The following is a 14,435-nucleotide window of genomic DNA, read 5'->3' as shown; positions in this document are numbered from 1 at the left end:
TTGCTAGTGTATGTTTAGCACACTTAATCAATCACATATCATTTAAAACAGGCTGGCGCACTTGCAGAAAAGTGCCAGCCAGCAGGGGAGTGCCGTGCATAACAATATTGATCTGGAACTGGATTTAACTGGCCTGGAAAGCCCGGAGCCGATGTTAAGGACCAAAGACGCCATAGATCATTTGCCGCTTGGGCAGGTGATGCTGGTTAAAACAACGGCATTAGGCAGTGAGCAGAATATCCGTAACCTGATTAGCAATCACCCGGTGACCTTGCTCTCTTTCAGAAAAGAGAATGGGGTGTTTCACTTTTTGATAGAAAAAGTTTCAACCCCCGCTGCAAGCAATTAAGGCTCTGTCTTTTTGGGCGGCAGCAAAAACTTCCATGGCTGGCGATATAGCAGGGAAAGTAATTCCAGCGCGAACGCTTTCCAGTGCCGGTAGCGCACCTGCCGTGATTTCATGGCTACAAAAATAGCCAGGCCGAAACTGGTCAGCAAATTGACCGTTCCCACCGCCACAATACCGAGTAAGGCGGTGCCCAGCAGGTAATAAGTCAACTGAAAGTCCAGCGCAGAAAATGCATAGCCGGAGAAAGCCGCGACAAACGTGACATGGCGGATATCCAGCGGCAAGCCCAGCATGACACCCAAGCCAGAAGCAAACCCGAGCAGACAACCAAAATAGAAGTTACCCGCCAGCGCGCCGAGGTTGTGGCGGATATATTCCGCGATACGCGATAGACGCTCTTTGCCCAGCCAGCGCTGCAAGCGGGGCAGGTTGGCAATACGTTCCGGGATGCGGTTATAAGCGGCCAGGTTGTCATGGTAGCCAGCGATCAACCCCGAAAGAAACAGGCAGACACCAGCCACGGCGGCATACAGTACGCTGAGGCTGATCATGGGGTTGTTGGAATCAAGCAGAATATGCGCTTTGGCTTCGCCAATAAAATGGTGGCCGCTGTATTGCACCACCAGCCAGTCGATCAACATCGCCATGGGGATCACCACAATCACATTGCCCAAAATGGCGATGGTCTGGCTGCTGGTGGTCTGCGCCACGATGTTGACCAGGTTGTTGATGTTTTTACTGTCATGCCCGTCGTCGTCAATGGTGGCTGCAATGGTGGCCGCCGTCATCGCCGGCTGTTTGGTAGCAACGGTAAAATGCAGCAGGTGGATGAGGACAAAGCCTAGGCCGTAATTGAGGCTGAAGAAAATGGCTTCAGCCAATGGTGCGAAGTGATAGCTGGCGATGATGATTTTAAACATGGCCATAAACGCAATAATCACCCCGGCACCCATGGCCGAGCCCATCAGCTTGTAATAGCCATGCCTGTTTTGCGCAATATAGTGTTCGCCGGTGTGGCTGGCATTTTCCGTTACGCGTAAAGCCAGTAGTTCAGTGTTCTGGCGCCAGTAATCAGAAAGATTGTTCTTTTTGCATTCTGCGTACACCAGCTGCTTAAACAGCCGCGCAATCGCATCACTGACATCATGCTTGAGCAGCAAGCCATGCAGGATATCCACCAGTAACTGCATGCGGTGGATTTGCTGCAGCATTCTTTGCATCAGGGCCGTCAGTGAAATGCTGGTGCCGGTTTTGGCATTCGCCTTGCGGATGTCATTGGTCAGTTGCTCGCAACGCTTGAGCACCTCATACAGATGCTGGATATCGTCGGCGTTAACCACCGTCAGCGTGAGAAATTTCTGTATCTCAATATTTTGCGTGATAAACGGGGAGTCATTATTCTCCAGGTCCTCGTGCTGCAAAATCAGCTCAGGGTCCAGGCCAGAGGCAGAGAGGCGGTAGGAGAGTACCTGTAACGCATCCTTCAATTCCTGGGTACAACTGAGCTGCTGCGCGTGGTTGCCTTCGCCCAGCGCCAGCGTATGCATAAAATCGCGCCAGACTGTATTGGGCACGCCGGTGATCCAGTAGGCATCACTATTGCGGTAAAAAATCTGCCCGAATACATCTTTCAGGTATCTCGGGTCAGGGACTTCCGGCAGCAGTTTATGGGAGAAGCGGCGGTATATTTCGGTAAAAAACCCGAGGTCAGACTGGATGCCATGCTCTGAATACAGTGAAATGACACTTTTTTCATCCAGCAGGCGCAGGATGCTATTGCGTAACGCCAGGGCGAATTGTGGTTGTTGCTGCAACAGAAAACATAGCGCCTGTATGGATTTGCTGGCACTTTCGGTATCCGTGGCGTGGTGCGGGCGGATGTCTTCAAATAATGCGCGTAAAAACGCGATGTCGTCGATATGACCGGAGGCGATACGTGCCGCCTGATGGTCGAATGTCACTTGAAACATGTGAAACACTTTCTTTTTTTGATGGGGCTGGCAATGAGCAGGTAAAACCTGCTGTTACAGAGTCACTTGTAGTGAGAGTGGTTCAGTTTTTCGCTGGACCTTTAAAGTCACGGTATTGCCCTTGAATTTTCTGACCAGGACGGACAAGGTCGCAGCATCGTTGACTTTTTCCTGGTTTATACTCAGCAACTGGTCGCCTCGTAATAATCCACCTTGTTCAGCAGCCGAGCCATGAATCACGGCAATCACACGCACCCCCTCACTAGGTGAGGCCGGCTCATCAGCACCTTGCGAGGATGGGCGGGACACCAGTTTAATGACGTGTATGCCCAGTACCGGCGGCGGTAATTTTGCCCAGAAAGTGGCGTAATAGCGATATTTTCCCGGTTCGGCAGCCACATCTTTTTCGGTCAGTGATTGCCCTTTTTTAATCGCCTCTTTAATCAACTCCATTTTTGAGGAGGGCGAAGCATTGCCGGCTTTTTTAACGTAAACCAGGATCTTATCTGCCTGGATAGCGCGGCCATGGCTGCGGGCTTGTTCTGGTGGCACTTCTCCCGCTTCAAAGCCGCTGAAACCCATCAGGTCATAGCCGTTTTCCAGCATGGTGATATTGTCATCATCACGGCGGTTGCCGCTGAATAACTCAGGCTCGGGGTTGGCTTGCAGTGAATGCAAGTCACCCTGGTTTTGTGCCTGATAGTTTTTGGCGTAGAGATTTTCATCGGCAAACGCGGCCTGCGAAGCGATAAATAAGGTCATCATCACCAGCAGCAGTGCTCTAAAAAAAACATGGCTGGATGCGCTGGTTTTAGAGGTGAAGTGCGCTGTGTTACATAAAACTTTCATCTGCTTTCTCCATAATCAATGACACGTTTTAGTCTTACGCAGGTGCCGGGTAATGTTATGATGTGCTGGTACATTAACACAGACCACCTGGATTCTGAGCAATTCAATCCTGCCCGTTTCAATCCAGGCCAATGCAACTAAACCTCAACGTTCATAGACCTACAGTTATGCAAGCACAACTCACGCGTATCGGGCTGGTTTCCATCAGTGATCGCGCATCTCAGGGCGTGTATGAAGACAAGGGTATTCCCTCTCTATCCGCCTGGCTCGAAAAAACCCTGATTTCCCCCTATGAAACTGTTACCCGCTTGATTGCCGATGAGCAGTCGGTGATTTCAGAAACCCTCAGGCAATTAGTCGATGACGCGCATTGTCATTTGATCCTCACCACCGGTGGCACCGGGCCTGCGCTCAGGGATGTCACGCCAGAAGCCACGCTGGCCATTGCGGATCGCGAAATGCCCGGCTTTGGTGAGCAGATGCGGCAGATCAGCCTGCGCTTTGTGCCGACGGCCATCTTGTCCCGTCAGGTGGCGGTCATCCGCAAACAGTGCCTGATTATCAACCTGCCAGGCCAGCCCAAGGCGATACAGGAAACTCTGGAAGGCTTGAAAGAGGCTGATGGCAAAGTACTGGTGCCCGGTATTTTTGCCGCCGTGCCTTATTGCCTGGATCTGCTGGCCACTGACAGCCAGCCCATGCCATATCTGGAAACAGCAGAGGATATCGTCAAATCCTTCAGGCCAAAATCTGCCCTGCGCCCCAGCCCACTTGTTAAAGAATAAATGAATCATGAATTACAAAAGCATTGCTACGCTGATTTTTATCGCGTGTTTCACCATTCTCACCTATTTGTTACTGATGGAAATGCCACCCAGCAATGATGGCTCGCTGTACAAAGATAAGATAGAGCATATTATTGCGTTTGGCGGCGTGACGTTTTGGGGGCTGATGGCTTTCCCCGCGCACCGGCTGCCGATTGCGCTTGGATTGACCGTCTTTGGTGGCTTGATGGAGGTGTTACAAGGGGTGATGACGACCACGCGACAACCTAGTATTTATGACTGGTACGCTGACCTGGTCGGCATCGCATTGGCATGGGGCATGGTCATCCTGCTACAACGCTGGTGGAAAAAAAAGCATGGCTGAGTTTGACCTGATCGCTCAATACTTTACGCGCCCCGGTCGCACAGGCTTGGGCGCAACGGATCTGGGTGTGGGTGATGATGCCGCTTTAATCAGCGTTGCTCCCGGCTATCAACTGGCTATCTCCGCCGATATGTCGGTGTCTGGCACCCACTTTTTCGCAGAGGCCGACCCTTACGCCATCGGGTGGAAATCCATGGCAGTCAACGTCAGTGATATGGCGGCCATGGGCGCAACGCCTAAATGGGCCACCTTATCGATTGCGTTGCCTGAGATCAATACGGACTGGTTAAGTGCATTTAGCCAGGGCTTATTCGCCTGCGCCGATGCCTATGGTGTCATCCTGATCGGTGGCGATACCACGCGTGGGCCATTGAATATCGCCATTAATATTTTGGGTGTAGTGCCAGTAGGAAAAGCCATTAAACGAGATGGCGCACAGGCTGGCGATGATATCTGGGTCAGTGGCACACTGGGGCAAGCCGCTTTGTGGCTTCAGCACCGCCTGGGTAAGCTAGACCTGCATACAGACGATGTGGCTGATTTTGCGCCCGCCATGCATCAGCCACAACCGCGTGTGGCGCTGGGTCTGGCCTTACAGGGAATCGCGCATGCGGCGCTTGATATTTCTGATGGCTTGCTGGCGGATTTAAGTCACATTCTTAAAGCTTCCGGCAAAGGTGCACAACTGGATTGGGCGTTGCTGCCTAAACCGGCATTGCTTACAGCTCAATTACCTTTATCGGTGATACAACAGGCAGTACTGGCAGGGGGCGACGATTATGAGCTCTGTTTTACCGCTTCACCCGAGCGGCGAGATGAAATATTGGCGTTGGCAGGCACACTTGCCATCCCTTTAAGCCGGATTGGCAGTATCACCCAGGCACCAGGGCTCACAGTGTTCGATGGAGGAACCGCCATTGAATTGTCACAGAAAGGCTATGTGCATTTTGACTGACCATCATTCACATACCAGGCCTGGCAACGCCATCGAACCTGACGGTGCGCTGCTTCTCTCGCATCCTTTGCATTTTCTCAGCCTGGGCTTAGGCACCGGCCTGTTCCCCAAAGCGCCAGGCACGGCCGGTACTTTGCTGGGATTTCCATTATTCTGGATGCTTGTGTCTTTGCCAATCTGGCAACAATGGCTGGGGCTGTTACTGTTATTTCTGTTCGGTATCTGGTGTTGTGCATTTACCGGCCGGGCACTGGGCGTCAGCGATCATGGTGCCATCGTCTGGGATGAGATCGTCGCCATGGCCGCGATACTGGTTACCGTGCCTGTGACCTGGGCCTGGTGGGGCGTCGCATTTATATTATTCCGCTTGTTTGATATCTGGAAACCTTTCCCTATCAGCTGGGCAGACAAACATGTCGGTGGCGGTTTTGGCGTGATGCTGGATGACGGGTTAGCGGCAGTCATGGCGATTGTGGTGTTACAACTTATGCAAAGGGGGCTGTGATGTCGTCGCTGGAAACCTTGCTGGAAACTGTAAGTACTGAGTTAGGCCAGGTTTTACAAGCCAAAGGCTGGCAGTTGGCGCTGGCTGAATCCTGCACCGGCGGCATGGTGGCGCAGGCAATCACCGCTATTGCCGGTAGTTCTGCCTGGTTTGACCGTGGCTTTGTGACTTACAGCAACGAGGCGAAGGTGGATATGCTAGGTGTACCGCAGGCGCTGATCCAGGCACATGGTGCGGTGAGTGAGCCAGTGGCGCAGGCCATGGCGACTGGCGCATTGAAATACAGTCTTGCGCGCATGAGTGCTTCGGTGACAGGTATTGCAGGCCCAAGCGGGGGCTCTTTAGAAAAGCCGGTCGGCACAGTGTGTTTTGCCTGGGCTATCAGTGTGGATTCGGCGCAACCAGCCAAGCTGGTCGTCGAAACGCGTCATTTTGAAGGGGGTAGAGCTGCTATCCGTCAGCAAGCTGCCAGCCATGTGCTGACGGGCTTGCTTAAGCTGGTGAAAGCCTCACCTCAGGCTTAGTGATGATGGTGGCCGTGATCATGGCCGCCACGTCCCCAGCCACCACCTCGCGGTCCGCGTGGGCCACGGTCATAACCGCGATAGCCGTTATTACCATAACCAAACTGGATGAAACCTTGCGCTGGTGGCGCATAAGCATAGCCTGGCGCGCCGTAATAGCTGCTTTGCGGATGGCGGTAGATCACTACTGGCGGTGGTGCGTAATAGACGGGTGGTGGCGCGTAATACACGGGCGGCGGCGCATAAGGGTTGCCTATGACAACACCGGCTGACCAGTTATTGTCCGCCTGGGCGGATAATGCCGCCACGCTTAACGCTATTCCAAAAATGTATTTAACGATGATCATAAAGGTTCCTCTCACGGAAAACGTTTAATGCTTTCTTGCTATTAAACGTGTGCACCTTATTACGGTTGACAATTCACTGCATTAATCGTTCGAATGCCATATCACTGATGGTCGATTTATGAAATAATTAGCAGTTATTTATCTGATTATATAGCGTTTAAACGAAAAGCGCTTTTTCCTCACACACAAAAGGCAACACCATGGATGACAACAAAAGCAAAGCACTCGCCGCCGCACTTTCCCAGATTGAAAAGCAGTTTGGCAAAGGCTCTATTATGCGTATGGGCGATGCTGATATCGGTGAAGATTTACAAGTGGTCTCTACTGGCTCATTAGGCCTGGATATTGCACTTGGCGTAGGTGGTTTGCCACGTGGACGTATCGTCGAAATCTATGGTCCTGAATCCTCAGGTAAAACCACATTGACCTTGTCAGTGATTGCGCAAATGCAAAAACTGGGCGGCGTCGCGGCTTTTATCGATGCCGAGCATGCGCTGGACCCGCAATATGCAGCCAAACTGGGCGTGAATGTGCCTGATCTGTTGATTTCGCAGCCAGACACTGGCGAACAGGCGCTGGAAATCGCCGACATGCTGGTGCGTTCAGGTTCTGTGGATATCGTGGTGGTTGACTCTGTCGCCGCGCTGACTCCGCGTGCAGAGATTGAAGGCGAAATGGGCGACAGCCATATGGGCCTGCAAGCACGCCTGATGTCGCAAGCCTTGCGTAAACTGACTGGTAACATCAAGCGTACCAATACACTGGTGATCTTCATTAACCAGATCCGTATGAAAATCGGCGTCATGTTCGGTAACCCGGAAACAACGACCGGCGGCAACGCGCTTAAATTCTACGCCTCTGTGCGCCTGGATATCCGCCGTACTGGCGCCATTAAAAAAGGCGATGAAGTCACAGGTTCGGAAACCCGCGTTAAAGTCATTAAAAATAAAGTCGCGCCTCCGTTTAAACAGGCTGAGTTCGACATCATGTACGGTGAAGGTATTTCCCGTCTGGGCGAAGTGATCGAGTTGGGTTCTAATGCCAAACTGGTCGAGAAATCAGGCGCATGGTACAGCTACAAAGGCGAGAAGATCGGCCAGGGTAAAGAAAACGCCAAAGAATTCCTGCGTGAAAACCCAGCGATTGCCGCTGAGATCGAAGCGCAGATCCGTGCTAATTCCAACATCCTGGCAGATGGCATGACAGCCGCCAGAACCGAGGATGATTAAGCCAGTTGCGTCAGCAGCCTGAAAAGTCGCTGCGCCAGCGCGCCCTGGAATACCTAAGCAAGCGGGAATACGCCGCAGCGGAACTGGCGCAGAAGCTCAAAGCCTATGCCAGCGAAACCGATGATATTGCGGCACTGATCGCAGATTTCAAAACGCGGGGCTGGTTAAGCGATGCCCGTTATGCCGAGCAGATGGTACACGCCCGTCAGGCCAAGTTTGGCGCTGCCCGGGTCGCCAATGAGCTGCGCGAGAAGGGCGTTGATGATGTGCTGGTTGCTGAAGCAGTGGCTGTATTACAGGTAAATGAAGTAGAACGCGCCAGCGAAGTCTGGCGCAAAAAGTTTAAAGCGTCCCCGACAACGCGTGAAGACTGGGCAAAACAAGCCCGCTTTTTGCAGAGCCGGGGGTTTACGTTTGATGTAATTAAGAAAATTTTGAATAGACACGCAGAAGATGACAGCGCAGAAGACCACCATTAGTTACGGCAGTAACCCCAGCAGCAAACAGATCCGCCAGGCCTTCCTGGACTTTTTTGCTTCTAAAGGCCATCAGGTCGTAGCCTCCAGTTCGCTGGTGCCGCATGGCGACCCAACCCTGCTGTTCACCAATGCCGGCATGAACCAGTTCAAGGACGTGTTCCTTGGGTTTGATAAACGTGCTTATACGCGTGCGGCTTCTTCGCAAAAATGTGTGCGCGCTGGCGGCAAGCACAATGACTTGGAAAACGTGGGCTATACCGCGCGCCACCATACGTTTTTTGAGATGCTGGGTAATTTCAGTTTTGGCGATTATTTCAAGCGCGATGCGATCACGTTCGCCTGGGAGTTGCTGACAGAAGTCTACGCCTTGCCAAAAGAACGCCTGATGGTCACTGTTTACGCAGAAGATGACGAAGCGTATGACATCTGGCACAAAGAGATAGGTGTGCCTGCTGACAAGATCGTACGCATAGGCGATAACAAAGGCGCACGCTATGCTTCCGATAACTTCTGGATGATGGGGGACACCGGCCCTTGTGGTCCCTGTACCGAGATTTTCTACGACCACGGTGCGCATATTCCTGGCGGCCCGCCTGGCAGCCCCGATGAAGATGGCGATCGCTTTATCGAAATCTGGAACAACGTGTTCATGCAGTTTAACCGCGATGAAGCGGGCGTGATGCATCCGTTGCCCAAACCATCGGTTGATACCGGGATGGGTCTGGAGCGGATTTCTGCCGTTTTGCAGGGGGTACACGCTAACTACGAAATTGATTTGTTCCAGGCGTTGATCAAAGCCGCAGCCCGTGAAACCAAAACCGCTGATCTGGATAGCCCCAGCCTGAAAGTGCTGGCGGACCATATCCGCGCTTGTTCCTTCCTGATCGCTGATGGGGTGATCGCAGGCAACGAAGGCCGTGGCTATGTCTTGCGCCGTATCATTCGCCGGGCGATTCGTCATGGTTACAAACTGGGCTGTCGCGCCGCATTTTTCCATAAACTGGTGGCCGATCTGGTGCTGGAGATGGGCGAAGCTTATCCTGAATTGGTCAGCAATCAGGCGCGTATCGTTGAAGTACTCAAGCAGGAAGAAGACCGTTTCTTTGAAACCATTGAAAACGGCATGCAGATCCTGGAAACCGAATTGGCGACCAAGCCAGCGGTTTTCAATGGTGACCTGGCTTTTAAACTGCATGACACTTTTGGTTTCCCGCTGGATCTAACCGCTGATGTTTGCCGTGAACGTGGCGTCAGCGTTGATACCGCTGGCTTTGATGCAGCCATGGCGCGCCAGAAAGAGCAGGCGCGGTCGGCAGGTAAATTCAAGATGGCGCTTAACCTGGAATATGAAGGCCAGGCCACGAGTTTTCACGGCTATGACAAGCTGGAAACACCAGCCAAAGTGCTGGCGCTGTACAAAGACGGTAGCCCGGTAAAATCATTGAATGAAGGTGATCTCGGCGTCGTCGTGCTGGATGACACGCCTTTCTATGCCGAATCCGGCGGCCAGATTGGTGATAGCGGTGAGCTTAAATCAGCTAACGGTATTTTTGCCGTGGAAGACACCCAGAAGATCCAGGCCGCAGTGTTTGGTCACCATGGCGTATTAAAAACCGGTACTCTGGCCGTAGGAGATGCGCTGACCGCCAAAGTCAACCTGCAGGCGCGTCATGCGACCATGCGTAACCACTCGGCCACCCACCTGATGCATAAAGCCCTGCGTGAAGTACTGGGTGAGCATGTACAGCAAAAGGGCAGCCTGGTCGATACTGAAAAAACCCGTTTTGACTTTGTGCATAATGCCCCGGTTACCGATGCGCAAATCGCCAAAGTCGAAGCCATCGTCAACGCAGAAGTTCTGACCAATACTGACACGCTGGCCAAATTAATGGATATTGAAGCTGCGCAACAAACCGGCGCCATGATGCTTTTCGGCGAGAAATATGGCGACGAAGTGCGGGTGCTGGATATCGGGACTTCTAGAGAATTGTGTGGCGGTACGCACGTGCGCCGCACCGGTGACATCGGCCTGTTCAAGATCACTTCTGAAAGTGGTGTGGCAGCTGGTGTACGCCGTATCGAAGCGACCACGGGTGAGGGCGCACTCAAACTGGTACAGACGCAACAGGCCTTGATCAATCAGGTCGCGGGTGAATTAAAAGCACCGGCGCACGAACTGCCGGCTAAGATTTCCCAGGTGCTGGATAACGTCAGAACCTTAGAAAAAGAACTGGCACGGTTGAAGTCTAAACTCGCCAGCGCACAAGGCGATGACCTGCTCAACCAGGCGCAGGAGATCCAGGGTATCAAAGTGCTCGCGGCGAACCTGGAAGGCGCAGATGCCAATACTTTGCGCGAAACCATGGATAAACTGAAAGACAAACTCAAATCAGCTGCCATTGTGCTGGCCAGTGTGTCTGAGGGCAAGGTGAGTTTGGCGGCAGGTGTCACGGCAGATTTGATCGGCAAACTCAAAGCAGGCGAGTTGGTCAACCATGTTGCGGGCCAGGTCGGCGGTAAAGGCGGCGGCAAGCCGGATATGGCAATGGCAGGTGGTACAGATGCCAGCCAGTTACCGCAGGCGCTGGCCAGCGTCCCTGAATGGGTAAAGCAAAAATTAAGTTAATTTTATCGTTAGCATTTATTTGATAGTTAGAGCGAAATAATGGCATTAATTGTACAAAAATACGGTGGAACCTCAGTCGCAAACCCTGAGCGTATCCGCAATGTGGCAAGGCGCGTTGCGCGCTACAAAGCCATGGGCCATCAGGTCGTGGTAGTGGTATCGGCCATGTCGGGCGAAACCAACCGCTTGATTGCGCTGGCAAAAGAAATCATGCCGGACCCGGATCCGCGTGAACTCGATGTGATGTTGTCTACCGGTGAGCAGGTCACCATAGGTATGACGGCGCTGGCATTGTCAGAGCTTGGCATTAAAGCCAAGAGCTATACCGGCTCACAGGTAAGGATTTTGACCGATGATGCGCATACCAAAGCACGCATCCTGGATATCGACCAGCACAACCTGAAAAAAGACCTCGATGATGGCTATGTCTGTGTGGTCGCTGGGTTTCAGGGGGTCGATGCCAATGGCAATATCACGACCCTGGGCCGTGGTGGCTCTGATACCACCGGCGTTGCCCTGGCTGCTGCTTTGGGCGCGGACGAATGCCAGATCTACACTGATGTCGATGGCGTATACACCACCGACCCGCGTGTAGTGCCGGAAGCGCGTCGCCTGGAAAAAATCACCTTTGAAGAAATGCTGGAACTGGCTTCACAAGGTTCTAAAGTATTGCAGATTCGCTCAGTGGAATTTGCCGGTAAATATAAAGTGAAACTACGTGTGCTTTCCAGCTTTGAGGAAGAAGGCGATGGCACACTGATTACGTTTGAAGAAAATGAGGAAAACATGGAAGATCCAATCATCTCCGGTATCGCGTTTAACCGCGATGAGGCGAAAGTGACTGTGGCTGGCGTACCAGACAAACCTGGCATTGCTTACCAGATTTTAGGCCCGGTGGCAGATGCCAATATTGATGTGGACATGATCATCCAGAACGTAGGTGCCGACGGCACGACCGACTTTACCTTCACCGTACACAAAAATGAGATGAACAAGGCGCTGAGTATTTTGCGCGATAAAGTGCAAGGGCATATCCAGGCGCGTGAAATCAGCGGTGACGATAAAATCGCCAAAGTCTCTGTGGTCGGTGTGGGCATGCGTTCACATGTTGGCATCGCCAGCCAGATGTTCCGTACCCTGGCAGAAGAGGGCATCAACATCCAGATGATCTCTACCAGCGAGATCAAAATTGCTGTGGTGATTGAAGAAAAGTATATGGAATTGGCAGTGCGCGTATTACACAAAGCTTTTGCTTTGGATGATGCGTAATCTGACTAAAAACATTCTTTAATTTTGCGTTGATTTACGAAGGGTTTTCGCGTACTATGGCGCCCTTCGATGCAGTAGCAATGCTGTGTTGAGCAGTAATGTAGTACTCGTTTAAAACGGTGAGCTGGCCGAGTGGTCGAAGGCACTTCCCTGCTAAGGAAGCATATGGGCTTAAACCTGTATCGAGGGTTCGAATCCCTCGCTCACCGCCAAATTTTTTAAACTTGTGTTATAATGCTGTCCTTGTTGCAACAGCGTTGTAACAACCTTGGCGCCCGTAGCTCAGTTGGATAGAGTATTTGGCTACGAACCAAAGGGTCGGGCGTTCGAATCGCTCCGGGCGCGCCAAAAATAAAAGCCTTGTTTCTAACGAAACAAGGCTTTTTTCTTTCTTATTTCCCTTCCAGTCCAAGCAATGACACGATGCGTGGTTTTCTTGAAACAAGCAGTTTTTTGTATCGTCATTTGCAAGAAGCAGGTGCTCGACAAGCATTTTTCAATGAGCTACTGATTTTTGTAAAGAAATTAAAATCCTGGCGCACATCGTATTGAGCACTACTGGTATCCACATCCCAGCGTAGCGAGAGGGTTGTCAGATATGGTATCCTCTAGCTTTGTTTTTTTATTGGTGTTTTAGTGTCTCTTAATGCTTGTTTGGCGCGGATTGCAGACGATATGCAGCAGGTGGATGTCGTTGTTCGCCAGTCTTTGTCATCCCAGGTACCGCTGATAAACCAAATCTCAGAGTACATCATCCATAGTGGCGGCAAACGCCTGCGTCCGGCATTGGTATTAATGTCCGGCGATCTGGCTGGTGGTGTGACGCCAGCGCACCATGAGCTCGCAGTGATTATCGAATTTATACACACCGCGACCTTGTTACATGATGATGTAGTGGATGCCTCGGACCTGCGTCGCGGCAAATCAACAGCCAATCATGTGTATGGAAACCCTGCCAGCGTGCTGGTCGGTGATTTTCTGTATTCTCGCGCTTTCCAGATGATGGTCAAGTTGCAGAATATGCGCGTGATGGAGATATTGGCCGACGCGACCAATACCATTTCTGAAGGTGAAGTGCTGCAGCTGCTTAATGTGCGCAATATCGGCGTCAGTGAACAAGACTACCTGCAAGTGATCCATTTTAAAACGGCTAAACTGTTTGAGGCAGCCACGCGCCTGGGGGCCGTGCAACGCCAGGCCAGCCCGGCACATGAAGAGGCGCTGGCAACCTATGGCATGCATTTAGGCACGGCATTCCAGTTAATTGATGATGTGCTGGATTTAACCGGTGACAGTGGCAAGATTGGTAAAACATTGGGTAATGATTTGGCAGAAGGCAAAGTGACTTTGCCTATGCTGTATGCGATTCAGCAAGCCCCGGCGACGCAGGCTGACCTCGTCAAGCAGGCGTTGCTTGAAGGCCAAGTCGCGCAGCTAGAACAAGTGCTGGAGATCCTGCATGCGGTTAAGGCGTTTGATTATGTGCGTTCGGTCGCACAAAAAGAGGCGCTGCTGGCCTGTCAGGCGCTAGATGTTTTTGAACCCGGCGCAGCCAAGCAGGCGTTGCTGGATCTGGCGCAGTTTTCGGTGAGCCGCCAGCAGTAAAGCGGCAGCATGCATTTTCAAAGCATGCTGCGCTGATCCACTTGATAGGCTAGTTCAATAATAGTCCGTTTAAAGGTGACTAGTTAAGCGCAATCGGTTCACCACTCACGTGGTAATAACTCAAGCGTGCGCATTCATTTGTTGCGTTTGTCAACGCGCCATCAAACAGCGATTCACCATTGACATCGACCACCGCGTAGCCATTGTGATAAAGCGTTACTTCTGCTTGCAAGGCATGGTCCGAACGGCTGGCAATCGTCGGCCGGCCATGTTTGTGTGAGGCGCGCATGGCGAAGCTGACACAATTTTCCTCTTCCTCTTCACTGTAGACTTCCCAGTGTGATTGTCCGGTCAGGTTTGCCAGCCATCCTGGCAGGTCGACTTCTACGCGGCAGATCACCGGCTCGTCCCAGGCAGGGTGTTCTACCTGGCCCAGTTCGAGTTCGGCCAGTGCGAGTTCGGTAGGAGGCGTGAATTTGATTTGATCAGACATAGGCAACTTCCTTCACTAGTAAGATTCAGATGCGAAGGCACTCAACGGGAGTGTCATTCTCATCTTACACATAAATGGTGACATTC

The 14,435-nt window shown here is 52.0% G+C and carries 15 protein-coding genes and 2 tRNA genes; 13 read left to right on the top strand and 4 right to left on the bottom strand.

Going from position 1 to position 14,435, the window contains the following annotated elements; translation table 11 throughout:
* Positions 1-61 precede the first annotated feature (61 nt).
* Complete coding sequence (locus ACTS9Y_RS01800) at positions 62-349, top strand: sulfurtransferase TusA family protein (RefSeq protein WP_442584301.1); 288 nt, start codon at positions 62-64, stop codon at positions 347-349.
* On the opposite strand, the gene ACTS9Y_RS01795 is transcribed toward ACTS9Y_RS01800, so the two are convergent.
* Positions 346-2,319: a site-specific recombinase gene (locus ACTS9Y_RS01795; protein ID WP_442584300.1), complete on the bottom strand. Its 1,974-nt coding sequence runs from the start codon at positions 2,317-2,319 to the stop codon at positions 346-348. The genes ACTS9Y_RS01800 and ACTS9Y_RS01795 overlap by 4 nt on opposite strands.
* Positions 2,320-2,373: 54 nt before the next feature.
* On the bottom strand, positions 2,374-3,168 hold the full coding sequence (locus tag ACTS9Y_RS01790) for a PDZ domain-containing protein (protein ID WP_442584299.1): 795 nt from the start codon (positions 3,166-3,168) through the stop codon (positions 2,374-2,376).
* Between the two features lie 167 nt (positions 3,169-3,335).
* Here ACTS9Y_RS01790 and mog point away from each other — a divergent pair, with 167 nt between their 5' ends.
* Genes mog through ACTS9Y_RS01765 form a run of 5 tightly spaced genes read left to right on the top strand, consistent with a single transcriptional unit; the run spans position 3,336 to position 6,301 of the window.
* Positions 3,336-3,953, top strand: a complete 618-nt coding sequence (mog, locus tag ACTS9Y_RS01785; protein WP_442584298.1) for a molybdopterin adenylyltransferase — start codon at positions 3,336-3,338, stop codon at positions 3,951-3,953.
* A 7-nt stretch (positions 3,954-3,960) separates the two neighbouring features.
* Entirely contained in the window at positions 3,961-4,317 is a 357-nt protein-coding gene (locus tag ACTS9Y_RS01780; RefSeq protein WP_442584297.1) for a VanZ family protein, read from the top strand.
* The gene (gene thiL / locus ACTS9Y_RS01775; RefSeq protein ID WP_442584296.1) at positions 4,310-5,272 is read left to right on the top strand and encodes a thiamine-phosphate kinase; all 963 of its coding nucleotides are present in this window, start codon (positions 4,310-4,312) and stop codon (positions 5,270-5,272) included. The genes ACTS9Y_RS01780 and thiL overlap by 8 nt, the downstream gene beginning before the upstream one ends.
* A complete protein-coding gene (locus ACTS9Y_RS01770) occupies positions 5,256-5,777 on the top strand; it encodes a phosphatidylglycerophosphatase A family protein (protein WP_442584295.1) in 522 nt (173 codons plus the stop codon). Before thiL ends, ACTS9Y_RS01770 begins: the two co-directional genes overlap by 17 nt.
* Positions 5,777-6,301 carry a CinA family protein gene (locus tag ACTS9Y_RS01765; RefSeq protein ID WP_442584294.1) on the top strand — a complete coding sequence of 175 codons (525 nt, stop codon included), beginning with the start codon at positions 5,777-5,779 and terminating at the stop codon, positions 6,299-6,301. Before ACTS9Y_RS01770 ends, ACTS9Y_RS01765 begins: the two co-directional genes overlap by 1 nt.
* Here ACTS9Y_RS01765 and ACTS9Y_RS01760 read toward each other — a convergent pair.
* Entirely contained in the window at positions 6,298-6,648 is a 351-nt protein-coding gene (locus ACTS9Y_RS01760; RefSeq protein ID WP_442584293.1) for a hypothetical protein, read from the bottom strand. The two genes, ACTS9Y_RS01765 and ACTS9Y_RS01760, sit on opposite strands and share 4 nt — an antisense overlap.
* 200 nt (positions 6,649-6,848) lie before the next feature.
* On the opposite strand from ACTS9Y_RS01760, the gene recA reads away from it, so the two are divergent.
* The 7 genes from recA to ACTS9Y_RS01725 all read left to right on the top strand — a co-directional run bounded on the left by recA (position 6,849) and on the right by ACTS9Y_RS01725 (position 13,856).
* On the top strand, positions 6,849-7,877 hold the full coding sequence (recA, locus tag ACTS9Y_RS01755; protein WP_379031410.1) for a recombinase RecA: 1,029 nt from the start codon (positions 6,849-6,851) through the stop codon (positions 7,875-7,877).
* A 5-nt stretch (positions 7,878-7,882) separates the two neighbouring features.
* The gene (gene recX, locus ACTS9Y_RS01750) at positions 7,883-8,356 is read left to right on the top strand and encodes a recombination regulator RecX (protein ID WP_442584292.1); all 474 of its coding nucleotides are present in this window, start codon (positions 7,883-7,885) and stop codon (positions 8,354-8,356) included.
* Positions 8,331-10,982 carry an alanine--tRNA ligase gene (alaS, locus tag ACTS9Y_RS01745; RefSeq protein WP_442584291.1) on the top strand — a complete coding sequence of 884 codons (2,652 nt, stop codon included), beginning with the start codon at positions 8,331-8,333 and terminating at the stop codon, positions 10,980-10,982. Before recX ends, alaS begins: the two co-directional genes overlap by 26 nt.
* A gap of 39 nt (positions 10,983-11,021) precedes the next feature.
* Positions 11,022-12,251, top strand: coding sequence for an aspartate kinase (locus ACTS9Y_RS01740; RefSeq protein ID WP_379031401.1), 1,230 nt, complete (start codon positions 11,022-11,024; stop codon positions 12,249-12,251).
* 118 nt (positions 12,252-12,369) lie between these two features.
* A tRNA-Ser gene (locus ACTS9Y_RS01735) sits at positions 12,370-12,463 on the top strand.
* Positions 12,464-12,522: 59 nt separating this feature from the next.
* Positions 12,523-12,599: transfer RNA gene (locus tag ACTS9Y_RS01730), tRNA-Arg, on the top strand.
* A gap of 327 nt (positions 12,600-12,926) precedes the next feature.
* A complete protein-coding gene (locus ACTS9Y_RS01725; protein ID WP_442586890.1) occupies positions 12,927-13,856 on the top strand; it encodes a polyprenyl synthetase family protein in 930 nt (309 codons plus the stop codon).
* Positions 13,857-13,935: 79 nt separating this feature from the next.
* On the opposite strand, the gene ACTS9Y_RS01720 is transcribed toward ACTS9Y_RS01725, so the two are convergent.
* Positions 13,936-14,349 carry a hypothetical protein gene (locus ACTS9Y_RS01720; protein ID WP_442584290.1) on the bottom strand — a complete coding sequence of 138 codons (414 nt, stop codon included), beginning with the start codon at positions 14,347-14,349 and terminating at the stop codon, positions 13,936-13,938.
* Between the last annotated feature and the right edge of the window lie 86 nt (positions 14,350-14,435).

Origin of the sequence: Methylophilus sp. (genome assembly GCF_052173275.1) — a bacterium.
Taxonomy (GTDB): domain Bacteria; phylum Pseudomonadota; class Gammaproteobacteria; order Burkholderiales; family Methylophilaceae; genus Methylophilus.
The sequence above is the reverse complement of the archived record's forward strand: the minus strand, read 5'-3'. Positions and strand labels throughout refer to the sequence as shown.